Source organism: Sphingomonas endophytica (genome assembly GCF_001476895.1).
GTDB classification, from domain to species: Bacteria; Pseudomonadota; Alphaproteobacteria; order Sphingomonadales; family Sphingomonadaceae; genus Sphingomonas; species Sphingomonas endophytica_A.
Map to the genome: position 1 here is coordinate 17098 of NZ_LDTB01000033.1, position 24904 is coordinate 42001.

General features: G+C 67.6%; 18 protein-coding genes and 1 riboswitch. Of the genes, 11 read left to right on the plus strand and 7 right to left on the minus strand.

Translation table 11 applies throughout. The features are described from left to right. Window positions 1-17 precede the first annotated feature (17 nt). Both NS334_RS09680 and NS334_RS09685 read left to right on the plus strand, forming a co-directional pair. The gene (locus tag NS334_RS09680) at window positions 18-2594 is read left to right on the plus strand and encodes a cellulosome protein (protein ID WP_153002679.1); all 2577 of its coding nucleotides are present in this window, start codon (window positions 18-20) and stop codon (window positions 2592-2594) included. Window positions 2595-2661: 67 nt separating this feature from the next. Beyond that, window positions 2662-5421 carry a TonB-dependent receptor gene (locus tag NS334_RS09685; RefSeq protein ID WP_083500382.1) on the plus strand — a complete coding sequence of 920 codons (2760 nt, stop codon included), beginning with the start codon at window positions 2662-2664 and terminating at the stop codon, window positions 5419-5421. A 30-nt stretch (window positions 5422-5451) separates the two neighbouring features. Here the strand turns inward: NS334_RS09685 and NS334_RS18205 are convergent, their stop codons facing one another. Continuing rightward, window positions 5452-5676 carry a hypothetical protein gene (locus tag NS334_RS18205; protein WP_153002680.1) on the minus strand — a complete coding sequence of 75 codons (225 nt, stop codon included), beginning with the start codon at window positions 5674-5676 and terminating at the stop codon, window positions 5452-5454. A 100-nt stretch (window positions 5677-5776) separates the two neighbouring features. On the opposite strand from NS334_RS18205, the gene NS334_RS09695 reads away from it, so the two are divergent. The 8 genes from NS334_RS09695 to NS334_RS09730 all read left to right on the plus strand — a co-directional run bounded on the left by NS334_RS09695 (window position 5777) and on the right by NS334_RS09730 (window position 16289). Then, window positions 5777-6343 carry a sugar O-acetyltransferase gene (locus tag NS334_RS09695; RefSeq protein ID WP_058755772.1) on the plus strand — a complete coding sequence of 189 codons (567 nt, stop codon included), beginning with the start codon at window positions 5777-5779 and terminating at the stop codon, window positions 6341-6343. A gap of 120 nt (window positions 6344-6463) precedes the next feature. Then, the gene (locus NS334_RS09700) at window positions 6464-7786 is read left to right on the plus strand and encodes a methyl-accepting chemotaxis protein (protein WP_083500384.1); all 1323 of its coding nucleotides are present in this window, start codon (window positions 6464-6466) and stop codon (window positions 7784-7786) included. A gap of 135 nt (window positions 7787-7921) precedes the next feature. Next, on the plus strand, window positions 7922-8494 hold the full coding sequence (locus NS334_RS09705) for a gluconate 2-dehydrogenase subunit 3 family protein (protein WP_342585540.1): 573 nt from the start codon (window positions 7922-7924) through the stop codon (window positions 8492-8494). A 61-nt stretch (window positions 8495-8555) separates the two neighbouring features. Next, window positions 8556-10232 (plus strand): GMC oxidoreductase, encoded by a 1677-nt coding sequence (locus tag NS334_RS09710; RefSeq protein WP_058755774.1) that lies wholly within the window; start codon window positions 8556-8558, stop codon window positions 10230-10232. Window positions 10233-10389: 157 nt separating this feature from the next. Next, a complete protein-coding gene (locus NS334_RS09715) occupies window positions 10390-11013 on the plus strand; it encodes a response regulator transcription factor (RefSeq protein ID WP_058755775.1) in 624 nt (207 codons plus the stop codon). 17 nt (window positions 11014-11030) lie between these two features. After that, window positions 11031-12638: a sensor histidine kinase gene (locus NS334_RS09720; RefSeq protein ID WP_058755776.1), complete on the plus strand. Its 1608-nt coding sequence runs from the start codon at window positions 11031-11033 to the stop codon at window positions 12636-12638. Window positions 12639-12843: 205 nt separating this feature from the next. Then, window positions 12844-15534, plus strand: coding sequence for a S8 family serine peptidase (locus tag NS334_RS18630; RefSeq protein WP_058755777.1), 2691 nt, complete (start codon window positions 12844-12846; stop codon window positions 15532-15534). A 368-nt stretch (window positions 15535-15902) separates the two neighbouring features. Then, the gene (locus tag NS334_RS09730; protein WP_058755778.1) at window positions 15903-16289 is read left to right on the plus strand and encodes a hypothetical protein; all 387 of its coding nucleotides are present in this window, start codon (window positions 15903-15905) and stop codon (window positions 16287-16289) included. Here NS334_RS09730 and NS334_RS09735 read toward each other — a convergent pair. From NS334_RS09735 to NS334_RS09750, 4 genes are all read right to left on the minus strand, one after another. Next, the gene (locus NS334_RS09735; RefSeq protein WP_058755779.1) at window positions 16286-17536 is read right to left on the minus strand and encodes an arsenic transporter; all 1251 of its coding nucleotides are present in this window, start codon (window positions 17534-17536) and stop codon (window positions 16286-16288) included. The genes NS334_RS09730 and NS334_RS09735 overlap by 4 nt on opposite strands. Before the next feature lie 98 nt (window positions 17537-17634). Next, entirely contained in the window at window positions 17635-18699 is a 1065-nt protein-coding gene (locus NS334_RS09740; protein WP_058755780.1) for a threonine aldolase family protein, read from the minus strand. Between the two features lie 54 nt (window positions 18700-18753). Further along, a riboswitch (SAM-I-IV-variant riboswitch) is annotated at window positions 18754-18860 on the minus strand. 27 nt (window positions 18861-18887) lie between these two features. Further along, entirely contained in the window at window positions 18888-19973 is a 1086-nt protein-coding gene (locus NS334_RS09745; protein ID WP_241491890.1) for a YdcF family protein, read from the minus strand. Beyond that, window positions 19970-22495: a TonB-dependent receptor gene (locus NS334_RS09750; protein ID WP_058755781.1), complete on the minus strand. Its 2526-nt coding sequence runs from the start codon at window positions 22493-22495 to the stop codon at window positions 19970-19972. The genes NS334_RS09745 and NS334_RS09750 overlap by 4 nt, the downstream gene beginning before the upstream one ends. A 147-nt stretch (window positions 22496-22642) precedes the next feature. Here NS334_RS09750 and NS334_RS09755 point away from each other — a divergent pair, with 147 nt between their 5' ends. Further along, on the plus strand, window positions 22643-23353 hold the full coding sequence (locus NS334_RS09755; RefSeq protein WP_058755782.1) for a cell wall hydrolase: 711 nt from the start codon (window positions 22643-22645) through the stop codon (window positions 23351-23353). Here NS334_RS09755 and NS334_RS09760 read toward each other — a convergent pair. Together NS334_RS09760 and NS334_RS09765 are read right to left on the minus strand one after the other, a co-directional pair. Next, on the minus strand, window positions 23299-24030 hold the full coding sequence (locus NS334_RS09760) for a 3-keto-disaccharide hydrolase (protein WP_206542645.1): 732 nt from the start codon (window positions 24028-24030) through the stop codon (window positions 23299-23301). The genes NS334_RS09755 and NS334_RS09760 overlap by 55 nt on opposite strands. A 324-nt stretch (window positions 24031-24354) precedes the next feature. Further along, a partial coding sequence (locus NS334_RS09765; RefSeq protein ID WP_193753050.1) for an N-acetylmuramoyl-L-alanine amidase family protein occupies window positions 24355-24904 on the minus strand: 550 nt, incomplete at its 5' end.

Here is a 24904-nt window from a genome sequence, read left to right on the forward strand (position 1 = left end):
TCCCGGAGCCCCGTCCGATGCGTGCTGCCTTCCTTGCCGCCCTGCTCGCCACCACCGCCACGCCGCTGGCGGCGCAGGACACGCCGGAACGGCTGACCGTCGACATGAGCAGCGACACCGGCGCGTTCCACGGCGGCGCCTCGGGAACGCTGTACGGCCTGTACGACGCGCGGCTGCCGCACCCCAATCTGGTCGAGGGGATCGACCTCCGCACCGTCTCGACCAAGGCGCAGGACGGGCCGCAGCATCCGGGCGCCGACGCGCTGGAGGTGTCGACGCTGCTGACCGATGCGTCGGGCGGCGACACCTATATCTACATGACCGATGTCTTCCGGGAGTTTCCCTACAAGTGGAAGAGCGGCGACTGCGCGCAGTCCGTCACCAATTATATCGAGGTGCTGAAGCGGCAGGCCGAACAGGTCCGCGCCCTACCCGAACGCTATCGCAAACGCATCGTGTTCGTGCCGTTCAACGAGCCCGACGGCAACATGTTCAGCGCCGATGCCAAGAGCTGCAACGGGGTCAGTTGGCTGAAGGAACCGGCGGTGTTCCTCGACGCCTGGGACCGCGCGGTGCGCGCCTTGCGCCAGACGGCACCGGGCACGCGGATCGCGGGGCCGAACACCAGCATCCTGTTCGATCAGGTCGAGGGTTTCCTGCGCCACGCGATCGCTCAGGACACGATGCCCGACGTCGTGACGTGGCACGAACTCAGCGATCCCGCGACCGTCCGCACCAGCGTGCGCAAATATCGCGCGTGGGAGGACAGGCTGTTCGCCGGCACGAAGTGGCAGGGCCGCCACCTGCCGATCAACATCAACGAATATGCCTATAACTACCACACCTCGGTCCCCGGCCAGATGGTGCAATGGGTGGCCGCGATCGAGGATGCGAAGGTCGATGCCGACATCGCGTACTGGAACATCGACGGCAATCTGAGCGACAGCGCGGTGCAGGCGAACCGCGGCAACGGGCAATGGTGGCTGCTGAACGCCTATGCGGCGATGAGCGGGCACACGCTGGACGTGACCCCGCCGCACCGCGACCAGAGCTATACGTTACAGGGCGTGGCGACGCTCGACCCGGCGCGGCGGCAGGCCCGCGTGCTGCTGGGCGGGAAGAGCGGCGCGGCGACGGTGGCGATGACGAAGCTGCCTGCCTTCTTCGGCCCCGCCGCACAGGTGCGCGTGCGCGAGATCGCGTGGACCGGGCAATTGGGCGACGCGACGCCGCCGATCGTGGCCGCAGACCGGCTGGTCCCGATCCGCGACGGCGCGATCACGCTGACCTTCGGCCGCGACGGCCTGCCGGCGCTGCGGGAGGAATCGGCCTATGAACTGGTCGTCACCCCCGGCACGATCGCTTTGCCCGCCCCCACCGCACCGTGGCGGCAGGACTACGAGGCGGAGGCGGCGACGCGGCGCGGCAGCGGGCTGAAGGTCCGCGGGCCCGAGGGTTCGCCCAAGGACGTCTCGCGTTTCCACACCTCGGGCGGCTATTCGGTCGAGGGGTTCGCGACCGCCAACGACGCCGCGCTCGACTTCACGGTCGAGGTGCCGCGCACTGCGACCTACGACCTGCGCGTGCTGGCCAGCACCTTCAACAAGGACCCGCTGGCCGAGGCGCAGGGGCCGACCAACGTCTTCCTGCGCATCGACGGCACGGACGCGGGCGAGTTGTACCTGCCGCTCGGCTACAAGCCCGCGGTGCTCGACCATGTCGACACGCCGGTCACGCTGACGAAAGGCCGCCACGTCATCACGCTGGCGACGCGCAGCCGCGACGGGCGTGGGAAGACGCAGGGCAACGGGCTGGTCGACCGCATCACGCTGACCGAGGCGACCCCGGCGGGCAGGCCGCGCAGCTATGACGTGCGCGACGCGGTGATGAAGGACGGGGCCGCGACCTTCTGGGTCTATGCGTCGAAGGATGCGCCCGCGCGCCTGACCGTATTGGCCGATGGCGCGCGCCCGACGCTCAGCGTCAACGGACGCCCGGTGGCGGGCGACACCGCCTTTCTGCTGGGCGGCATCAACAAGGTGGTCGTCACCGGCGCGGGCGCACGCCTGCGCGGCCTGCGCGTCACCGATACGGGCAAGGCCGACACGCGCATCTACGAGGCGGAGGCGGCGCAGGTCGCAGGGTCCGCGCGCGTCGCCGACATGTCGCTGGCTAGCGGCGGCAAGGCGGTGTTCGACATCGGCGGCGCGCCCGGCAACGGCAACACGCTGACCTTCACCGACGTGCGCGTGCCGCGCGCGGGGAGCTATGCGCTGACGGTCCGCTTCTCGAACGACGAACAGTCGAAGGCGACGCACTACAACCCCGATCCGCTCGCCCGCATCGCGCGCATCGCGGTGAACGGCGCGACCCCGGTGCTGGCGACCTTCCCCAACAGCTTCCACCGCAACAACTGGTGGGAGATGACCGTGCCCGTCACGCTGCGCGCCGGCACCAACACGATCCGCATCGCCGGCGAGGAACAGCCGAACTGGGACGGCCGGACCTATGCGTCGCACGTCTGGCCCGACGTGCTGCTGCGCTCGCGCTTCGCCCCCAACATCGATCGCATCGCGGTGACGCCGATGCCCTGACCATCACCAACCCAACCAAAACAGAACAAAAACAAAAAAAACACGACCTAGGAGAAGGGACCCTTTCATGACCATGATGACGACTGCGCACCTGCTCGCCTCCAGCGCCGCTTTGGCGATCGCGCTGGCGGCATCCCCCGCGCTGGCGCAGACCGCCGCGCCCCAGGTCGATACGACCGCCGCCGAACCCGCCAACACCCCGCCCTCCGGCGATGTGGCCGCCACCGACGACATCGTCGTCACCGGCATCCGCCAGAGCCTGAGCAGCGCGCAGAACATCAAGGCCAATTCCGACGCGATCGTCGACGCGCTGGTCGCCGAGGACATCGGCAAGTTCCCCGACAACAACGCCGCCGAGGCGATCGCGCGCGTCACCGGCGTGCAAGTCACCCGCTACGCCGACGAAGCGGGCGGCGTGCTGATCCGCGGCCTGCCCAACGTCCAGACCACGGTACAGGGCCGCGAGATCTTCACCGCCGACGGCCGGTCGGTGTCGATCGCCGACTTCCCCGCCCAGGCGCTGTCGAAGGTCGAGGTCTATAAGGCGACCACCGCGAACAATCTGGAGGGCGGCATCGCCGGCCTGATCGACGTCGGCCTGCGCCGCCCGTTCGATTTCAAGGGCTTCCAGCTCGCAGGCGCGGCGCGCGGTGTCTACAACACCGAATCGCGCAAGCTCGACCCGATCGGCAGCCTGCTCATCACCGACCGCTGGCAGACCGGGATCGGCGAGATCGGCGCGCTGGTCAACGTGTCCTTCACGCAGACGCGTTACCTGAACTCGGTCCGCTACCAGGGCTTCCAGGACAATGTCCCCGCCGCGCAGACGATCCTGCCCGCATCGGTCGGGCGTAACTTCACCTTCCCGCAGGATATCGGCCTGTTCTACGGGCGCGGCACGCGTCAGCGGCCGTCGGTCAACGCCTCGCTGCAATGGCAGCCGACCGACAATCTGATGATTTATGCCGACGGCCTGTACCAGGGCTATCGCAACCGCAACGCCAACGACTTCTTCGGCATCCCGATCCAGTCGAACCCCAACGGCGGCAACCCGCCGACGATCCGCAACGCGGTGCTCACGCCGGACGGCACGACGCTGCAATCGTTCGATATTGACCTGGGGCTGGTCAACGGCCCCAGCAAGGAGTTCGGCACCAGCCGCACCGACACCTATCAGGGCGCGTTGGGCGCGCGCTGGGAAACCGGCAATGCGGTCTTCACCACCGACCTCGCCTATACCCGCTCGACCGTGAACAACAATTGGGGGCAGTTCCAGACGCAGGTGGCCACCCCGCTGTCGCTGTCGGTGAAGCTCAACGACCAGCGCAGCGTGAACTTCACGCCCAGCGGTGTCGACTTCAACAATCCCGACAGCTTCTACATGCGCGGGCTGATCGAGAATCGCGGGCGCGGCGCGGGCAGCCAGTGGCAGTGGCAGGGCAATCTCGCGCTCGACACCGGATCGTCGCTGTTCCCGAAATTCTACTTCGGGCTGCGCTACGGCGATCGCGACGCCAGCTCGGTGTTCGGTGACCGCTATGCCGCGCTTGCCAGCCTGAAGGACCCGATCTCGAAGGTGCCGACCGTCTCGCAGGGCGGGATCATCGAGGCGGGCTTCCACGGCGACGACGTGCAGCAATTCCGCTCGTGGTTCGCGCCCAACGCCTTCCTGCTGAACGACCGGCTGAACGACGTGCGCGGCTATATCCGCGACGCCTTGGCGCGCTCCGGGGCGGATGCCGCGACGCAGGCGGCCTGGGCCCCCGAACAGCCCGCGCTCAACCCGCTCAACGCCTTCAAGGCGCGCGAGCAGGTGTTCTCCGGCTATGCGCAGGTCAATTACGCCTTCGACGTCGGATTCCCGATCGATGGCGTCATCGGCACGCGCGTGGTCATCACGCGCAACAAGCTGGACGGCACCAATTCGCTGCCGATCCCCGGCACCAACCAGACGCAATTCGTGCCGATCGCCTCGTCGACGCAATATGTCGACATCCTGCCGAACATCAGCGCGCAATTGCACTTCACCGACCGGCTGAAGCTGCGCCTGTCGCGGACCGAAGCGCTGACGCGGCCCGGCTTCAACCAGATCAACCCGACGCTGACCATCTCGCAGGGGACGATCGGCGGCAACATCTCCTACACCGGCAACGGCGGCAATCCGGACCTGCAACCGATCCGCTCGAACAATTACGACGCCTCGCTGGAATATTATTTCTCGAAGACCGGCTCGGTGTCGGTCGCGGGCTTCTATCGCGAGATCACCGGCTTCATCAATTCGCTGCCGCAGGTGGTGAACGTCCAGCCGTTCGGCGACATCCTGGTCTATCGCCCGTCCAACTCCAGCACCGGCACGATCAAGGGGATCGAGGCGGCGGCGACGACCTTCTTCGACTTCCTGCCCGGCGCGCTGCGCGGGCTCGGCGCGCAGGCCAACTTCACCTATATCGATGGGGAACAGGTCGTTCCCGCCGCCGCCAATTTCGCGGGCGGCAGGCAGACGCTGCCGGGCGTGTCCAAATACAGCTTCAACGTGATCGGCCTGTACGAACTGGGACCGGCGAGCGTCCGCCTCGCGTATAACTACCGCAGCGCGAATCTCGACGGCTTCGGCGCGCCGGGGGTATTCACGACCGTCTATTCGGACGCGGTCGGGCGGCTCGACCTCTCGGCCAGCTACAACCTCAACAGCAACATCACGCTGACCGTCGACGCCACCAACCTGCTGCGCACGCCGTATCACAGCTACGTCAAGGACCCGCGCTATCCGCGCGACGTCCGCTGGGAGGCGAGCCTGCTGTCGGCGGGCGTCCGCTTCCGCTTCTAAGCCGCCGGCACGTCGCGCGGGTGGCAGGCGTCATCCGCGCGGCGTTTTCGCGCCCGCGTGATCGTCCGGCACTTGGTCGATCACACCGAACCCGGCATAAGCAGATGCATGGCTGCCTTTGATGATTCCGACGACCCGCTGCTGGGTGCCGCATGCAATCGCCTCGCCGCATGGGTCGAGCCCCTGCCGGCCGGGATCGTGATCGACCCGGCCTCGGGCCTGACCGAACAGGATCTCGCGCTGATCCTTCGCCATCTGCACGCGACCCGGCATACGGTGCCCGCCGCCGGCAGCGGCGCGCCCCGCCCGGCGCGAGCGTCCGTCCCGCTCACCGCGCGCGACTGACACCACTTCCATGGCGCAGCGCACCGAAAAGCAGAAGATGCTGGCCGGCGAACCCTATCACGCCGGCGACCCGGAACTGATCGCCGATCATCAGGCCGCGCTGGCGTGGATGGCGCGCTACAACGCGGCGTCGACGCTGGGGGCGGCGGAGCGTCGCGCGATACTGGTCGAGCGGCTGGGGCATGTCGGCGCCGGGGCGGTGATCCGGCCACCGTTCCACTGCGACTACGGCGACAACATCCGCATCGGCGATGGCGTCTTCCTCAATTACGGCTGCATCATCCTCGATGTGGTGTCGGTGTCGATCGGCGACGGTACGCAGATCGGACCGGCGGTGCAGATTCTGACCGCCGATCATCCGCGCGATCCGGCCGAACGGGCAAAGGGCGCCGAATGGGGTCGCCCGATCACGATCGGACGCAACGTCTGGATCGGCGGCGGCGCGCTTATCCTGCCCGGCGTGACGATCGGCGACGATGCGATCGTCGGGGCGGGCAGCGTGGTGACGCGCGACGTCGGGGCGGGTGCCACGGTCGCCGGCAATCCCGCACGCGAACGGACCGGTCGCCCCCTGTGATCGCGCGCCATCCATAAGACTTTGGTCGAAGCGCCGCGCCGTCGGCGACACGCTTAAGCGACCCTTTACCAGCGAATGTCAGCCACTTGGCAACTCATCATGCCGAAGGCCAACCGATCCATGCTGACGTGGTTCAAGGAAACAGCCCCGATCCGCCTCAAGTTCAAGGTGCTTCTGGGCATCTATGGCAGCCTGGCGGGTACGCTCGCCGCGCTCGTCTGTGTTGCCGCGGGACCGGGCGCCATGCCCCTGAAGGCGGCGGCGGCGGCCCTGTTCGTGGCCGTGCTGGTCGTGACCCTCGTCGCCTCGCACCTGATCTGCACGCCTTATGTCAACACCGTGCTGCGGATGGAGGCGCTGGCGGCCGGCGATCTGGACAGCCCGGTCGCCTATACGCAGCATCGCGATTGCGTCGGCCGGATGACCACCGCGATGGAAAGCTTCCGCGAAAGCTCGCTGGCGGCGGCCGAATGCCACACGCAGCGCGCGATGGCGCTGGCGATGGGGTCGGGGCTGAACGAACTGGCCAAGGGCAACCTCGCGCACCGCATCACGGCCGACCTGCAAGGCCCGTTCGCGCAGTTGAAGAGCGACTTCAACAGCGCGGCGGCCGCCCTGTCGGCGGCGATGTCGGTGGTGAACGCCAGCGCGTCGGGCATCGCGGACGGCGCGCACGACATCCACCGCGCCGCCGACGATCTGTCGCGCCGAACGGAACAACAGGCCGCGTCGCTGGAACAGGCCGCCGCCGCCATGCAGCAGATCACCACCACGGTACAGCAGACCGCAACGCATGCGACCCGCGCCAACGATGCCGTTACCGAGGCGCGCCACGATGCCGACCAGTCCGGCGACGTGGTGATGCGCGCCGTCGACGCGATGAACGGGATCGAGCGTTCGTCGAGTGAGATCAGCGAGATCATCGCGGTGATCGACGGCATCGCCTTCCAGACCAATCTGCTGGCACTGAACGCCGGTGTCGAGGCGGCGCGCGCGGGTGACGCGGGCAAGGGATTCGCGGTCGTGGCGTCGGAGGTACGGGCGCTGGCACAGCGCTCCGCCGAGGCGGCCAAGGACGTGAAGGTCAAGATCACCGGATCCAGTCAACAGGTCGAGGCGGGCGTGAAGCTGGTCGCGGAGGCCGGAACGTCGCTGCAACGCATTTCCGGTCGGATCGCGAAGATCAGCGTGCTGGTCTCCGACATCGCGTCGGCCGCCGATCAACAGGCGACCGGGCTTCAGCAGGTCAATCTGGCGGTGGCCGAGATGGACGGCGTCACGCAACAGAATGCCGCGATGGTGGAACAGACGATGGCGGCGACCGCCAGCCTGACCGAGCAGACCGACCGCATGTCGGCGGAGGCTGGTCGCTTCACGCTGGCGACGGACGCGGCGAGAAACCGCGCGCACCCCCCGCGACTGGCGATCGCGCGACGCGCCTGAGCGCTTCTTCCCCTCCGCGCCCGCGCCGTTTCTACGACCTCGACCGCATTGACGGCATCGCCGCGACGTCGATACACAAGGACAGGATCACAACGGGTTGGGAGGGGATATGGGCAAGGCTCATCAGCGCCGCGCGTGCGGAGCATCGTGGTGATCGATCGCCGCGATGCGCTGGCCGGGATGGTCGCGGCCTTCGGGGCGAGCGTGTTTGCCCCATTGGCGCGCGCCGCCGCCTATCGGCCAAACCCGGTCATCAACACCGGCGCACCCGCCCCGGTCTTCACCGCCGCGCAACGCGCGCTGGTCGCCGCACTCAGCGAGCGTGTGATCCCCACGACGGACACGCCCGGTGCCATCGCTGCGGGCGTCCCCGACTATATCGAGCATATGTTGGGCGACTGGGCGATCGACGACGAACGCGCCACGATCCTGGGCGGCCTCGCCGCGATCGACGCGCGCAGCATCGCGCAATACCGCACCCCGGCGGCCAAGGCGACGCCGGCGCAACAGGACGCGTTGCTGACGCTGGCGATGAACGACGCGCTGCCCGGTGCCGCATCCTTCTTCCCGGCCTTCAAGCAACTGGTTCTGACCGGCTATTACACGTCGGAGGTCGGCATCACGCAGGAACGGCACTACCTGCCGGTCCCCGGCGATTACGACGGCGCCTACCCTTACGCGAAGGTCAAGCGGATCTTCTCGTCCTGACCGGTCGCGCCGATCCCATCCTTCTTCCTCCCCGAACCTCTTTCCGGCGGGCATTCATATCATGGCAGCAACAGATCGTTTCGACGCCATCGTCATCGGCTCCGGCGTCAGCGGCGGCTGGGCCGCCAAGGAACTGACCGAAAAGGGGCTGCGCGTCCTGATGGTCGATCGCGGCCGGATGGTCGAACATGGCGAGGATTATCCGTTCGACGGCAAACCCGCCTATGAGATCCCCGCGCGCGACAAGATGCCGGCCGCGCTGGCCAAGAGCGATTATTTCGCGCTCAACGGCTGGGTGTCGCCCTCGACGCAGCCGTTCTTCATCAACGACCGGCTCAACCCGTATGATTACGACGCGCCCAACAAGTTCAACTGGGTGCGCCCATCGGTGGTGGGCGGCAAGTCGCTGACCTGGGGGCGGTGGAGCTTCCGCTGGGCACCGACCGACTTCGAGGCGAACAAGCGCGAGGGCATCGGGGTGGACTGGCCGATCCGCTACGAGGACGTCGCGCCCTGGTACAGCTATGTCGAGAAGTATATCGGCGTGTCGGGCGGGCGGGAGAACCTTGACTATCTGCCCGACAGCGAGTTCATGCCACCCTTTCCGATGAACGTCGCGGAAACGTGGCTGAAGGGACGGCTGGAAAGCGAGTTTCCCGGCCGCAAGCTCATCAACGCACGGCTCAGCAATATCACCGAGGACAAGCCCGAGCAGAATCGCACGCGCTGCCAGAAGCGCGCGCAATGCCATCGCGGATGCAGCTTCGGCGCGTATTTCTCCACGCAGGCGGTGACGCTGCCGGCCGCGCGCGCGACGGGCCGACTGACGCTGCGCTCCGACACCTGGGTGACGAACCTCGAATACGACCCCGCGAAGAAGCGCGTGACCGGGGTGCGGATGGTCGACGCCAATACCGGCCGCGCCGAGGTGGTGGAGGCGCGCATGGTGTTCCTGTGCGCTTCGGCGATGAGTTCGATGCACATCCTGCTCAATTCGCGCCCCGCCGGCAGCCAGCGGAGCTGGTTCCACTCCAACGGTGCGCTGGGCAGCGCGGTGATGGACCATATCTTCCGCGTCGGCGTCTCCGGTGACATCCCCGGCATGACGGATCTCGTCGAATATGGGCGGCGTCCCGGCGGCGTCTATGTCCCGCGCTTCCGCAACCTCGTCAGCGAGGATCTGCCGTTCAGGCGCGGCTATGGCTATCAGGGCGGCGCCAGCCGTCAGCCTGCGATGGTCGAGGGCTTCGGCGCGGCGATGAAGCACGGGATGCGTGAATACGGGCCGTGGCGCTTCTCGATGGGCGCGTTCGGGGAATGCCTGCCCTATGACGACAATCGCGTCATGCTGAACTTCGACAAGACCGATCGTTTCGGAACCCCGTTGCTGCGCTTCGACGTGACGTTCCGCGACAATGAGATCCGGATGATGGACGATGCGCTGGAACAGGGGAAGCTGATGCTGCAACGCGCCGGGCTGACCAATGTGACCGGCGGCCGGGGCAAGCACGTGCCCGGCGAGGCGATCCACGAAATGGGCGGCGCGCGCATGGGACGCGATCCGGGCAGCTCGGTGCTCAACGGCTGGAACCAGGCGCATGACGCACCCAATCTGTTCGTCACCGATGGCGCGCAGATGGCATCGGTATCGTGTGTGAACCCGTCGCTGACCTTCATGGCGCTGACCGCGCGCGCCGCCGATCATGCCGTCAAGCAGATGCGGGCCGGGATGATCTGATCGCGGCCGCGGGAGGAACCGCCGATCGACGCTGCCCCCCTCGCCTTGCCCGCATTCTCGCGACGGCACAGTCACGGCCCGGCAAGGCTTTGACGATGCGGCTCCGGTCCTTACAACGGTCGGACGGCACCGGCTGGCAAGAGGATGAAGGATAAAGATGACCGCGGAGCCGAACGGCCCGTCGCCCGTGTTCGTGGTCGAGGACGACGATGCGATGCGCGACGCGATCGAGGCGCTGCTGCGGATGTGCGGGCATGACGTGCGCAGCTATGTCAACGGCGCGGCGTTCATGGCGGCGATCGGCGAGGCGCAGACCGGCTGCATCGTCATGGACGTGCGGATGCCGGAGATCGACGGGCTCGCCTTTCAGCGCCACATGGCGGAGGCCGGGATCGCGTTGCCGATCATCTTCATCTCCGGCTATGCCGATGTCGCGCTGAGCGTCACCGCGATGCGGCAGGGCGCGTTCATGTTTCTGACCAAGCCGTTCCGCGACCAGGATCTGCTGGATGCGGTCAGCGACGCGCTGCGCAGCGAACGCGAAACGCGGGGACACCGTGTCGAGGCCGCCGCCGCCCGGGCCGCCTTCGCGGCGCTGACCCCGCGCGAGCGGCAGATCATGACCGATATGACGCATGGCGAACCCAACAAGGTGATCGCCGCACGGCTCGACCTGAGCGAGGCGATGGTGAAGGTGATCCGCGCCGGGATCATGCGCAAGATGAACGCCTCATCCCTGCCGCACCTCACCCGGCTCGCCGAACGCCACGGCCTGACCTGACGCGGATGGACGCCCCGATGCGGGATCGCTGGCTGCTGACGGGATGCGGCGTGGTCGCGGCGCAGTTGCTGGCGCCGGCGTCGGCGGAACGCTTCGTCGATACGATCTCCGCCGGGATGGCGGCGCTGGCCATCCTCTGCGCGGCGCGAACGATCCGGCTGACCCCGCCCGTCGGCGTGCCGGATCGCTGGCGCTGGCAGGCAGGGGGTGTCGCATGGAGCCTGTGGGCGGCGCAGTGGCTCGCCAATGCCGCGCAGGACTCGCTGTTCGCCGGCAATCAGTTGCTGGCCAAGGCTTTGTCGGAGGCGCGGCTGGCGGTGCTCGTCATCGCGCTGGTTCCGCTGGCGGCCAAGGGCGACGATCGGCGGCTACGGTGGCTCGATGCGCTGTTCGCGCTTGCCTTCGCCTTGCTGATGACGCTGCTCTCATGGCCCGACCTGTTCGATACCGAGCCACACGGTCCCGACAAGACCTTCCTCTATCTCGGCTATGTCGCGATGGCGGTGTTCGCGGGATTGAGCGTGCTGGGCCAGCCCGCCCGCCCGTTGCGGCGCATGTCATGGGCGCTGTTCGTGACGCTGGCGACCTATGCGCTGGTAGGCATTTCGTCGCGTGAACTGATCGAGCATGGGTTGCTGGGCATGGACGCCCCGGTGTTCGCTTATGGCGACCTGCCGTTCCTGGCCTACCTCTATCTGATCGGTCGTCCACCGCCCGGGGACGGGCCGGAGGACGTGGCGGAGCCGGGACACCGGCTGCTCCTGCTGGCGCGTCTGGTGCCGCTGGTGTTGACGATCCTGATCGTCGCGCTCGCCTTCATCGTCGCCTATACGATGCGTGACGCGGCGCTGATCGCCGGCATCGTCGCGCTGGCGATCCTGATCGCCTATGCCGCGCGCACCGCGCTGACCGAGGCGTTGCATCATCAGCGCCGACAGGCCGCGTTCGTGCGCGAACAGGCGCGCGCCGCCGGGCTGACCGATCTGATGCACGAACTGCGCTCCCCGCTCGGCGCGATCGCGCTCAATGCCTCGATCCTGCGCCGCGCCGGAGAAGGTGTGCCGGGTGCGGAGCGCGCGGCGGTCGCGATCGAGAGCGGGTGCATGACGATCTCCCGCCTGCTCGACGACGTGCTGGCGCTCGAACGGCTGGAGGCGGGCCTGACCCCCGCCACGCTCGCCCGCCACGATATCGCGATGCTGGTGCGCGAGGTGGTGGCGATGCTGGGCGCCGAGGCGGAGGAGTATGGCGTGACGCTGAAGGCGCATACCGTCGCGCTCAACGGATCGGTCGACGCCGCCGCGTTCCAGCGTATCCTGTTGAATCTGGTCAACAACGCGCTGCGCTTCACGCCGCGCGGCGGGCGGATCGACGTCGCGCTGTCGCGCGCCGATGGCGCTTATCAGGTGACGGTCGCCGACACCGGAGTCGGACTGCCCGCCGAGGTGCGCGCGCAACTCTTCCGCCGCTTCTCCACGGTTTCGCGTCCGCTCAACGGCCGGCGCGGATCGGGCCTCGGACTGGCGATCTCGCACGCGCTGGCGCGATCGATGGGCGGGACGATCACGGTCGATCCGCCGGCCCCCGCGGGCACCACCTTCCGGGTGGTGATCCCGGCACGCTGATCATTATACCTTGGTATAATTCGGTTAGACCACGGCAACGGTTGCCAAGTTAACGCCTCTTACATCATCATCGCCGCCAGCCGATGGTCGCACGCGACGCACCATCATCACGACATCGACACGACGGGACTATCCGTCGCGTGGGCGGTTGCCCGCGCGGGAGGATGCCGGTGCGTGCCGGCCTATCAGGAAAGGACACGTCATCATGACCTCCACCCCGCGCTCAGCCACCGCGCTGACCGATGGTCTGCTTTCCTCGCTGCGTACCGGCGGCGACTCCCCGTTCCAGACGCGCTTCGGCAAGGCGCATGATGTCTCGGTCGGCTTCACCGAGGCGTTGCGCGCGTTCCCCGACCAGACCGAAGCGAGCTTCGCCACCAGCGACATGGCGGTGTCGCTCGCCGGCGGCGCCGCATCGGCCGCCAGCCTGAACCCGGGCCTCAGCCCGCTGTTGCTGCGCGCCGCCGCCAACAACCGCAAGATCGCCGCGACCGTGGAGGATCCGATCGCCGCCAAGCAATGGCACCTGGGCTATCTGGGCGACCTGGCGAAGGTCTGGCAGGATTTCGACGGCACCGGCGTCAGCTTCGGCGTGTATGATTCCGGGATCGACAAGCGGCTGGACGCCTGGGGCGATCGCTACGACGCCAGCAAGGAAGTCGTGATCGACGGCAAGAAGTATGACGGCGACTATACGCCGCTCTCCGGGCCGCACGGCACGTCGGTCGCGGGACTGATCGCCGCCGGCCGCGATGGCGATGACACGATCGGCATCTCCTATAACGCCGGCATCACCGGTGTGAACATCTTCGACCCCTATTCGGGTGGCGGTCGCAAGCAGGGCATCTACGTCAACGCCGACTATAACGCCCCCTTCTTCGAGGCGGTGAACCAGTTCGGCACGTTCGACGTGGTCAACAACAGCTGGGGACCGGGTGAAGCGTCCCACGGTCCGAACGACAACCGGCTGTTCGAGGGCTCGTTCGCCTATGGCATGACCCTGGCCTATCAGAAGGCCGCGGCCGAGGGGCGGGGCGGACTGGGCACCGTCGTCGTCAATGCCGCCGGCAATTACGGCATGGTGCGCAACAACACCGACCTGCTGTACGCGGTCGATGGCGCGCTCGATTCCGCCAGCACCGATCGCCATGCGATCGCTGTCGCGGCCTATCGTCAGACCGACGGCAACGCCGCTTCCTATTCGACGCGCGGCGCACACCTGCTGATCAGTGCCCCGTCGAGCGACTATGCCGAACTGGGCAGTGCCGGCATCTGGACCGCCGACCTGAAGGGCAAGGAAGGCTATAACACGCAGGACGATCCCGGCGGCGCGCTGGACTATACCGACAGCTTTGGCGGCACGTCCGCGGCGGCACCGATCCTGAGCGGGGTCGTCGGCCTGATGCTGGACGCGAACGCCAATCTCGGCTGGCGCGACGTCAAGAACATCCTGGCCACCTCGGCGGTGATGCCGGTCGATTTCGACACCGGCGAGACGGCGGTCGAATACCAGGGCACCCGCTATTATCTGAACGAGGACCGCTTCCACCTGACCGGTGACGGCAGCGCGTCGCGCATCAACGGCGGCGGTTATCACTTCAGCACCGATTACGGCTATGGCGCGGTCGATGCGTTCAGCGCGGTGCGGATGGCGGAGGTGTGGTCGCTGTTCGGCGCGGCCAAGACCTCGGCCAACGAAAAGGTCTATTCGGGCGGCGGTGCCTTCAACCGCGTCCTCCCCGATGCGCGATACAGCGGCAATTCGGTCGCCACGACGCCGATGGTGTTCAACATCGGCATCGGCAAGAACGTCGATATCGAGCATCTCGACCTGAAGTTCACGTACACGAACCTGCCGAACGGGTTCGATGATTTCGACTATTCGGCGTCGTTCCGCATCACCGTCCGGTCGCCCGACGGCACGACGTACCAGACGTCGCTGGTCGGCCTGGGCTATGCCTATGGCGAGAACGACACGCTCATCACCGAGGCGATCGGGCTGGCGGGCTTCCGGGGCGAGACCTCCGGCGGCAACTGGACGATCACGTTCGAGGATGTGACCCCGGGCACCGTGAACGTCATCAAGGACATGCGCCTGGAATTCTCGGGCAGCGAAGTGACGACCAACGACGTGTACCATTTCACGCAGGAATTCGCGACGATGGCGGCGATCGACGGCCAGTCCGCGCGACGGCAGATCTTCGACACCAATGGCGGGGAGGACTGGATCGACATGGCGGCGATGACCGACAATGTCGATCTGAACCTGTCGGGCGGCGACATCTATCTGGGCGAGAATCAATATACCGGCGCGATCCGGCTGATGAACGGATCGGTCGAAAACGTCGTGTCGGGCGACGGCAACGATAGTCTGACGGGCAGCGCGCGCGCCAACAAGCTGTACGGGATGCGCGGTAACGACGTCATCAACGGCATGGGCGGCAACGACATCATCAGCGGCGGTCAGGGCAACGACACGATGGATGGCGGCAGGGGCGCCGACACTTTCCTGTTCAGCCTGGCCGAAAACACCGGGCGCGACATCATCTACAATTTCGACGCCGAGGACCGCCTGTCGTTCGACGCGAAGCTGGCCGATGCGAACAACGACGGCAAGATCGAGCTGCAGGTGTTCGAAAAATACGGCGTGGCCAGCCTGCTGCGGCTCGACAACGTCCTGAACGGCGACCGGATCACGTTCGAGAACCGCAAGATCAGCGCGATCTATTTCCTGGGCGAGAAGGACGGCCAGTTCCTCTACGGCACGACCGCACCGGCGCAGCAGACCTTCGGTTTCGACGCCTCGACCCAGCCGGCCGCCCACGCCGAACCCGCGCTGTGGTACACGGGGATGGAAGGCGCCGTGCCGCATCACGACAGCCTGTTCATCGCCTGACGGCACCGGTCCTGTCGGCTCCTGCGCCGACGGGATCGCCCACGCAGGCCACATAGCCACGCCACCGGGCGCGTCGACGACGCGCCCGGTTTTGCGTCAGGCGACAACGGACGTTCAAATAAATTACCGTCCGGTACAGAAAGCCGTTGACGACCCGCGGACCACCTTCTATACCGCACGGTACGCAATGAGAAGCCTTGACGGCCTCTCACGCGCTGCGGGAGCCGTCATGAACTATCCTTCACCGCATCCTTACGGCGCGACCTGACCGGTCGCTCCGCAACGCCACGTTTCACATCGATGCGCGCCCCTCCGTCGATCCTGCGGCGGAGCAGGGTCACGCGCACCCGTCCGCAGGGAGTTCGCTTATGGCCTATCTGATGCTCGACGACGACCGCGCGGTCGTCACGACCGCCCCGCTCCCCGCCCCGGTCGCGGAAGACCTGCCGACGAAGCTCAGCGCGCTGGAATGGTCGGTGGTCGCGCTGGCACGCAACGACCGGCTGTCCTCGCTTCGCCAACCGGGCCGCATGGCGAAGGCTCTTGGAATCGTCTTCAAGTCGCCGCACAATCCGATGCTGGCGGACGAGCGGCTGGAGGCGTTGCGCCGCATCGCGGTCCTCGGCTGGCATTACGGCTATACCGTGCCGACCGAGGAACTGTCGCGTTTCCTGCACGCCGGCTTCACGACCGCACAATATGAGTTGATGATGGACAGTATCGGCGTCGCGCGCCTGCGCGCCGCGCGCCACTAACCGATCAGCAACCGTGTGCCCAGCGCCCCCGCCAGCGCGGGGATCATCGTCGCCGCGCCGACCTTCAGGAACGCCCAGAAGCCGACATCCTCGCCCTCGCGACGGATCGCCTGCAGCCACAGGATCGTCGCCAGACTGCCGGTGATCGACAGGTTCGGCCCCAGGTCGACCCCGATCAGCAGGGCATCGACGATCACGCGCGGTGGCTGCGCCTGCGCGACGGCGGTGCTGGCGATCAGCCCGGCGGGCAGGTTGTTCATCAGGTTGGACGCGAACGCCAGCACGGTTCCCGACACGGCCGCGCCGCGTACCGGATCGGCGGCCAGCGTCCGCAGCCCCCCGGCCACCCAGGCGATCACCCCGGTGCGGTCCAGCGCCTCGACCAGCACGAACAGCCCGGCGACCAGCGGGAGCACGCTCCACGACACCGCGCCCGCCGTCGCCAGCGGCGAGCGCCGGACCAGTCCCGCCACGAGCAGCATTGTCGCCACGCCGGCCAGACAGGTCGGCAATCCGAGCGGCCGATCCAGTGCCGAGACGACCAGCAACACCACCACCGTCGCCGCGATGCCCGCCAGCGCCGCCTTGCCGGCCGGCGACAGCGGCGCGCGCTCGACCTCCCGCTCGCACGTGCCGGTCAGCCGCGCGCGTTCGACATGGCGCAGCGCCAGGAAGGTCACGACGATCGCGACGACCGACGGCAGCGCAAAGGACGCGAACCACTGTCCCAGCGGCGGCATGCGCCCCCCGTACAGCACCAGATTGGCGGGATTGGAGATCGGCAGCACGAAACTGGCCGCATTGGCGATCAGCGCGCAGGCGAACAGCAGCGGCAACGGCTCCGCCCGCGCCTTGCGCGCGGCGGCATAGACCGCCGGAGTCAGCACCACCGCCGTGGCGTCGTTCGACAGGAAGGTCGTGATGACGATTCCGGTCGCATAGACCAGCAGGAACAACCGGCGCGGTGATCCACGCGCGTGATCCACCGCCGTGGCCGCCACCCAGTCGAACAGTCCCTGTTCGCGCGCGGTTTCGCTGAGCAGCATCATGCCGATCAGGAACAGATAGACATCCGCGCCCTTGGCGACCGCCATCAGTGCGTCGGCCGGCGCGAGCAGCCCCAGCACGAGCAGCAGCGCTGCGCCCGCCACCGCCCAGATCGCCTCCGGCCAGCGGAACGGCCGCGCGATCACCGCCGCGGTCGCGGCAGCGCAGATGCCCCAGGTGACGCCCGTCGCCAGAATCATGGCTACCGATACCGACTGATGAAGATCATGCCTCCGCCCTGCCCGATCCGCCCCGCCGGCACCAGTCGAAGCGGACGACACACGCGCATCCGCCCCTGTCAAGCCGCAGCGGCGACCGGCAACGCAGCCTCGGCGCACGCTTCGCGAATGTCGGCCGCCAGTTCGTCGATCCGCGCCGGATCCGCATCCCACGCGAACATGAATCGCGCGCCGCCACCGATGAAGGTATAGAAACGCCAGCCGCGCCGCAGCAGCGCGTCGAGTACCGGTTCGGGCGCGAGCAGGAAGACCGAATTGGCCTGCACCGGAAACAGCAGCGACACCGCGGCCACATCCGCGACCTGCGCCGCCAGCCGCGCCGCGCAGGCGTTGCCATGCTCGGCATTGCGCAGCCACGCGCCGCTTTCCAGAAGCCCGATCCACGGCGCGGACAGGAAGCGCATCTTCGACGCCAGCTGCCCCGCCTGCTTGCAGCGATAGGCGAAATCCTCCGCCAGCGCGGGATCGAAGAAGATCACCGCCTCGCCGACCGCCAACCCGTTCTTCGTCCCGCCGAAGCAGAGCACGTCGACGCCCGCCTCCCACGTGATCGCCGCGGGCGTGCAGTCCAGCGCCGCGCAGGCGTGAGCGAAGCGCGCGCCATCCATGTGCAGCTTCAGCCCGAGTTCGCGGCATACCGCCGAGATCGCCTTTACCTCGGCGATCGAATAGACCTGCCCCGTTTCGGTCGGCTGGGTGATCGTCACCACGCGCGGCTTGGGAAAATGGATGTCCGACCGGCTGGTCGCCAGCGCACGGATCGCGTCCGGCGTCAGTTTCCCATCCGCCGACGGGGCCAGCAGCAGCTTCGAGCCGTTCGAGAAGAATTCCGGCGCGCCACATTCGTCCGTCTCGACATGCGCGGCCGACGAACAGATCACGCTGTGATAGGACTGGCAGAGCGACGCGAGCGCCAGCGAATTGGCGGCGGTGCCGTTGAAGACGAAGAACACCTCCGCATCCGTCGCGAACAAGGTGCGGAAACAGTCGGAGGCGCGCTGGGTCCAGTCGTCGTCGCCATATGCGACCGCCGATCCGCCATTGGCGGCCAGCATCGCCTCCACCGCCTCCGGGCACGCCCCCGCGTAATTGTCGCTGGCGAATTGTTGTGCTTGGCCCGTCACGTGCTGATCCCTGTCTCTGGTCCGGCATCAGGCGACGGGAACGACGATGTGGCGAGGGATCCCGTTGGTTGCCGGTCCGGCCACATCCCTCCGTTACCGGAGGCGCCACCTTGCTCGGGAGCAGGTTGGCGTCGAACTTGGTCCGACTCTTGATGCTGAGCGTTCGTTACCGTCGTGACGATCGCCGGTCAAGGATCGAGCGGATCGGCCGGATCGACGCGCAGCGACAGGCGCGACGCGCGTACCGCGATGGCGGTCGGCGCGATACGCGGACCGATGGCTGCGGGTTGATAACCGAGCTCGCGGCTGTTGCGCTCGACGAAGGCGGGGCTGGCGATCGCATCGATGTGCGGCACGTTGCTGATGACCAGCATGTCGCGATCGAGCGGCGCCCCCAGCGCGACCAGCCGCCGCGTCGCGTTGCGCAGGTTGGTCGTGGTGTGCCGTGCATAGGGCTCGACGACGATCGCCTCGGGGGGGATGCCGTAGCGTTCGATCAGCGCGCGCCGCATCTCCAGCGCCTCGACATGTGGCGTGTCGCGCGGATGCACCGCGCTTCCGCTCACGATGATGAACGGCGCCTCGCCCGCCGCATGACGTTCCGCCGCCATCCGCACGTTCAGCTTGCCGCGCGCACTCAGCGGCGTGGCCGGATCCTCCGGCCCGACGCCCAGCGCCAGAATCGCCGTATACCGCCAGCGCGCCCAGTCCAGCGTCTTCGCCCGCGCCAGCGCGGGCGCATTGTAGCGCCGGTCGAGCGGCTCGAAGGCGACCGCGGCGTCCTTGTCATTGACGTCGAGCAGCGCGAGCGCGAGCGACAGGCTGACGTCGCCCCCGGTCGCCGGATCACGCTGCTGCGCGCTGGCCAGCCACACCGCATCCGCCACCTTGGCCGCGAAGCCCGTGCTGCCGAAGGGCTCGTCCGACCCGTCGATCAGTGGATAGCGCGGCAGCTTGCCGACACCATAGACGCGCAGTACCTCGTTCAGCCCATCGACCTCGCGACGCACATCGTCGCCGTGCGTGGCCGCCGCCATGGCCAGCGCCTCGCGCTCCTCGTCGCGCAGGATCGCCGCCGCGACCACACATGCCGGGGCCTGCGCACAAGCCGAGACCCGTGCGTCACGCGCGGCGAGCGCCGGCACATGCCCGGCCAGCGACGGGAACAGCCGCGCCGCCAGCGCCGCCAGTCGCGCGTCGCGCACCGGCGCGGCGACGACGGGGGCAGCGCTCAGCGCCGCCGCCACTGCCGCCCACCGCGCCCCGCGCCTCACCACGCCTTGCTCACGATGAAGCGCACGCTGCGCCCGAAGATCGGGCGACCGTAGATCGCGTCGCGCGTCGTCTGCCCGTCGAGCTGGTCGGTACGCGGATTACCCTCCGTGAGCCCCTTGTTGTTGAAGATATTGTCGCCCACCACCTGGAACTGGAACCCCTTGTGGGTCAGCGTCGCGCCCAGCCCGAAGATGTTGTATGACGGCAGCCGCGTGTTGTTGAACAGGTCGACGTAGCGACGCCCGACATACTCGTAGCGGCCATAGACCTCCACCTGATCGCCACCCGCGTCGAACGAGAAGGTGGGGCGGATGTTGCCGAACACCTTCGGCTCGCGGATGATCTGGTTGCCGTTCACCGCCGAGGGATCGGCCCCGGCGCTGTTCTGCAGGTTCTTGTACTGCGGATCCTGATAGGTGAACGAACCGGAGACGAAGAACCAGCGTGCCGGGGCCAGCGTGCCGTCCACCTCGACACCCTTGACCTCGGCCTGGCCGATGAACGGCACCGCCTGATCGTTGCGCCCGGTTGCCGGATTGAACGCCACGAACGACGCATTGAACGGATCGAACTTGGTGTAGAAGCCGGTCAGGTACAGGTAATTGCGACCGAACGATGCCTTCAGCCCGGCCTCGTACTGGTCCGCCTGCGTCTTCACCAGCACCGGGTTGATGTTGTAATAGCTGGCCGATTGCGGCGGCACTTCCAGATGCGAGGCGCGGATATAGCCGCCGAAATGCTCGCTCGCGTCGTAATTGGCGCCGATCGTCCAGTTCAGCGCGGTCGGGCTGTCCTTGCGCGACTGCCGCGCCCCGTCGAAGCTGCGGACATTGTTGTCGGCCAGCGTCGTGGGATCGCCCAGATTGACCGAGGTCGACGTCAGGCCATACCCCTCGATATTGTACCATTCGTGGCGGATCCCGCCGTCGATGCGCAGGCCCGGCAGCACCTCCCACGTGTCGTTGGCGTAGAGCGAATAGACGGTCGAATCGACATCGCCCTGGTTCAACGTCGTGCCGTAGCGCAGCACGCCCTTGTCGGTGACATAACCCAGCACCGCGCCGCTCGCCGAGTAGGCGACGAGGTCCAGCGTGCGCGGCTTGCCGCGCACTTCCATCAGATAATCCTGATAGACCGCCTTGTTGGTCAGCCCGTAGGCGGAGGCATAGCCGCCGATCCGCAGGTCGTGCGTGCCCAGCCCCGTCTCGAACTTGCGCGTGACGCTGACATCGCCCTGCCCCGAATAAAAGCTGGAGCCGACGCCGCGATACTGCGCCTGCACCACCAGCCCCGAGGCGGCATAGGGATCGTAGGCGGTCGCGCCGTTCGTGCCCGACAGGGCATAGCCCAGCCGTGCGACCGGCGTCGCGGTGGTGCCGAACGCCGTGTTGGCCGCGTTGCGGAAGCCGGCGGCGAAGGTGTTCGCGTCGACGGGATTGGATGTCGAATAGAGCGCGTCGAAGTTCAGCCGCCCCTTGGTGTAGCCGCCGCGCACCGCGACCTGCCACCCGTTGAAATCGGCGTCATATTGCAGGCCGATATTGCCGTATTCCATGTGGCGCCCATCGGCGAGATCGCGCGTCTCGCTTTGCACCACGCCCGCCCCGTCACGATATTTCAGCGTCACGCCACGGAAGGCGGGCGAGTTGAGCGTGCCGTGGAAGAAGTCGATATACGGGTTCAGCGACACCGACGGGTTGCGCGGATCGGCGACCGGAATCGGCAGATAGAAGGTATTGTGATCGTTAAGATAATTGACGCTCACCCGGATCGAGCCATTGTCCAGGTCATGCTTGATGTTGGCGCGGATCTGTCCGCCGCGATCATTGGGGAAACCGTTGTCGCGCTGCCCGCCGTCGCGACGCAGGAAGCCGCCCACGGCATAATAGGTCCGCTCGCCCAGCGGCCCGGACTGCATCGCATCGAGACGGTAGAGATCGGTCGTACCGACCGTCACCTGCACCTTGCCGCGCGGCGTGTCGCGGCCGGTCACGGTGATGTTGTTGACGATCGCCGCGGCCTGGCTCGCGAAGATCGGCGCCGGGCCGCCGCGCACCACCTCGACCCGCTCGGTCATCAGGTCGTATCGGTTGAGGCTGTCGCCGCGAAAGAAGTTACCGTTGATGTCGTGGAACAGCGGCAGGCCGTCCTGCTGGAACACCGCATAGCCATCATCGGTGGGGATGCCGCGGATACGCGTGACGTTCTGCACCTCGCCGCCGGTCGCCTCGACCTGAATGCCGGGCAGCTTGCCGAGCAGATCCGCGACATTGAGCGGCGCCAGCCGCTTCACATCGTCCTGATTCAGCGAATTGACCGCATAGGAGACGTCGAAGCGCCGCTGCCGCCGCGCCGATCCGGTAACGATGATGTCGGACGGCGCCTCGTCGCCCTGCGCGGCGGTCGCGTCGGCGGTCGGCGTCGTCGGTTCCGCGCCGGTCTGGGCGAATGACGGCGTGCCGATCGCGAGCAGCGTCAGCGAGGTCGCGCACAAGAGTGCGCGCTTGGCGAAAGCGTTCATGGTGTCCCCGTTTGTTATCGAATTTGCAGTGCCCCTGCGCACGAAATACGACAATTTGGTGAAAAGGCTACGTTTATCGTCGACGTGACTGTCGCTTCATCGCTTGCCACCCACTGGCGACAGGTGCCATCGCCACGACAAGCCTGTATGGGCCGCGCCGTGGCCCCGCGTCGTCCCGCCCCCCGCCCGCGCGGCACGCGCGCCCGTCGCCGCCACCGCCGCCGTGGCACGACGCTGCGGGCGTGGTGGCTTCTGCTCGCGCTGTCGATGCTGGGCGCCGTCGGCGTGGCGCTGCTCGCCCGGCGCATGACGCCGCCCGCGCGGATCGAGCCGCTGTCGATGGAGGAAGCGCGCGCCTCCAACGCCGCCGTCCCGATCGCTCCGGCGCGTGCCCCCCGCCCCTTTCGCTTTCGCGGCGGCGCGGCCGAGCGGGCGCAAGCGCTCGATTGCCTCGCCACCGCCGCGCTCTACGAGGTCGGCGACGATCCACGCGGACAGCGCGCGGTGATGCAGGTCATCCTGAACCGCGTCGGACGACCGGGCTTCCCCGGCACGATTTGCGGCGTCGTCTATCAGGGATCGGCGCGCAGTACCGGTTGCCAGTTCTCCTTCACCTGCGACCGTTCCTTCACGCGCCGTCCGCAACATGTCGGCTGGGCACGCGCGCGCCGCGCCGCCCGTCGCGCGCTGTCCGGCGGCACCTTCCCCGCCGTCGGGCGCGCGACCCATTACCATGCCGACTGGATGGTCCCCTATTGGCGCGACACGCTGGTGAAGGTGGGCAAGGTCGGCCCGCACCTGTTCTACGAGGGCAATCGGCGAAGCTTGACGTTGCGGAACCAGACCGGCTCGCCGTGATCCTGCAGCGCGATGACCCCGCTGTCGAATGTGCCGAACAGCGGCATGTCCTTGAACTTCGACGCCGCCACCCGTGCGCGCCATGCCGGATCGCCATAGGAGACGTCGGCGGTCAGCGTACCGTTCAGCCATTGCCGGATCCGCCCCCGATCGACCCGCAGCCGCGCATGGTTCCAGCTTCCCGCCGGCTTCGCCGCGCCGACCGGGGGCACCGTCAGGTCATACAGGGCGCCGGCCCGGTGCGACGGGATCTTGCCGTCGCGGTGCCCGACGTCGTCGAGGATCTGCATCTCCAGCCCGGTCTCATAGACATGCCGGGTCTGCGGCACGTCGCGCGCCAGATACAACACCCCGCTGTTGCCGCCCGGCGCAACCTTCCAGTCGAGGGTCAGCTCGAACGTGCCGTACCGTTCAGCGGTGACCAGATCGCCGCCGCTCATCTGCCCGTCGTGCCGATCCAGCATCAGCACGCCGTCCTTGACCGTCCATGACGGGCTCGGCGTGCCCCCGGAAAACGATCCCCAGCCGCTCAGGTCGCGGCCGTTGAACAGCAACTGCCAGCCCTCCGCCCGTTCCTGACGGGTCAGCCTGTTGGTCGTCCCCGTCCGCTCCGCCCCGGGCGCGCCCGCGCTCACCAGCACCGCCGCCGCCATCGCGACCTTCCACCATCCGATCATCGCGCTCTCCTCTGCCATCCGGCGTGGCGCACCGTGACGCGACACGCAAGGGGTTGGAAAGACGACCATAGCGGTCGATCGCCTCCCGGGCCTGGCGACGGCGCGATACGCTGGCTGCGCAACCCCGACTTTCCGATTACAAACGCGGTGGGCAATGTCGTGACGATCGGCCGCATCGGGCACGAGATCACCGCCGATAAGATCGCCACCGATCGGCTCGAACACGGCTGCGCGACGCCATGGGCGATACCGGAAGCCGAGGGGGGTCGGCCAGTTGTGGCGCGCGATCGCGGACCTGATCCGCCGCCGACGCGCGGCGCGGCGTTACCGCTCCGCCATCCGCCGCGCGAAGAATATGTCGACCGCGCGCCGTACGCTCTCCGCGATCTTCGCGCGCCCTTCCTTGCTGTCCAGGAACGCCGCATCCCCGGGCGTCGAGATATAGCCCGTCTCGAAAAGGATCGACGGCATGTCCGGCGCCTTCAGCACCATCAGCGAGGCGGTGCGATGGAAATTGCTCTTGGTCGCGATCAGCGGTCGCGCCTCGCGCCCCAGCAGCCGCGCGAAGCCGGCAGACGCGTTCATCGTCTCGCGCTGCGTCAGGTCGATCAGTATCGAGGAAACGTCGGGATCGCGGTCCAGGGTCACGCCCGCGATCACGTCGGCGCGGTTCTCGCGCGCCGCCAGCCGCGCCGCCTCGCGGTCGGACGCGACATCGGAGAGCGTATAGGCGGTCGCGCCGGTCGGGGTGCCCGTCCCCACGCTGTCGCAATGGACCGAGATGAACAGATCGGCCTTGGCGCGCCGCGCGATCCCGAACCGCTCGCGCAGCATGATGAAGCGATCGTCGTCGCGGGTCAGCGCCACCCGCGCC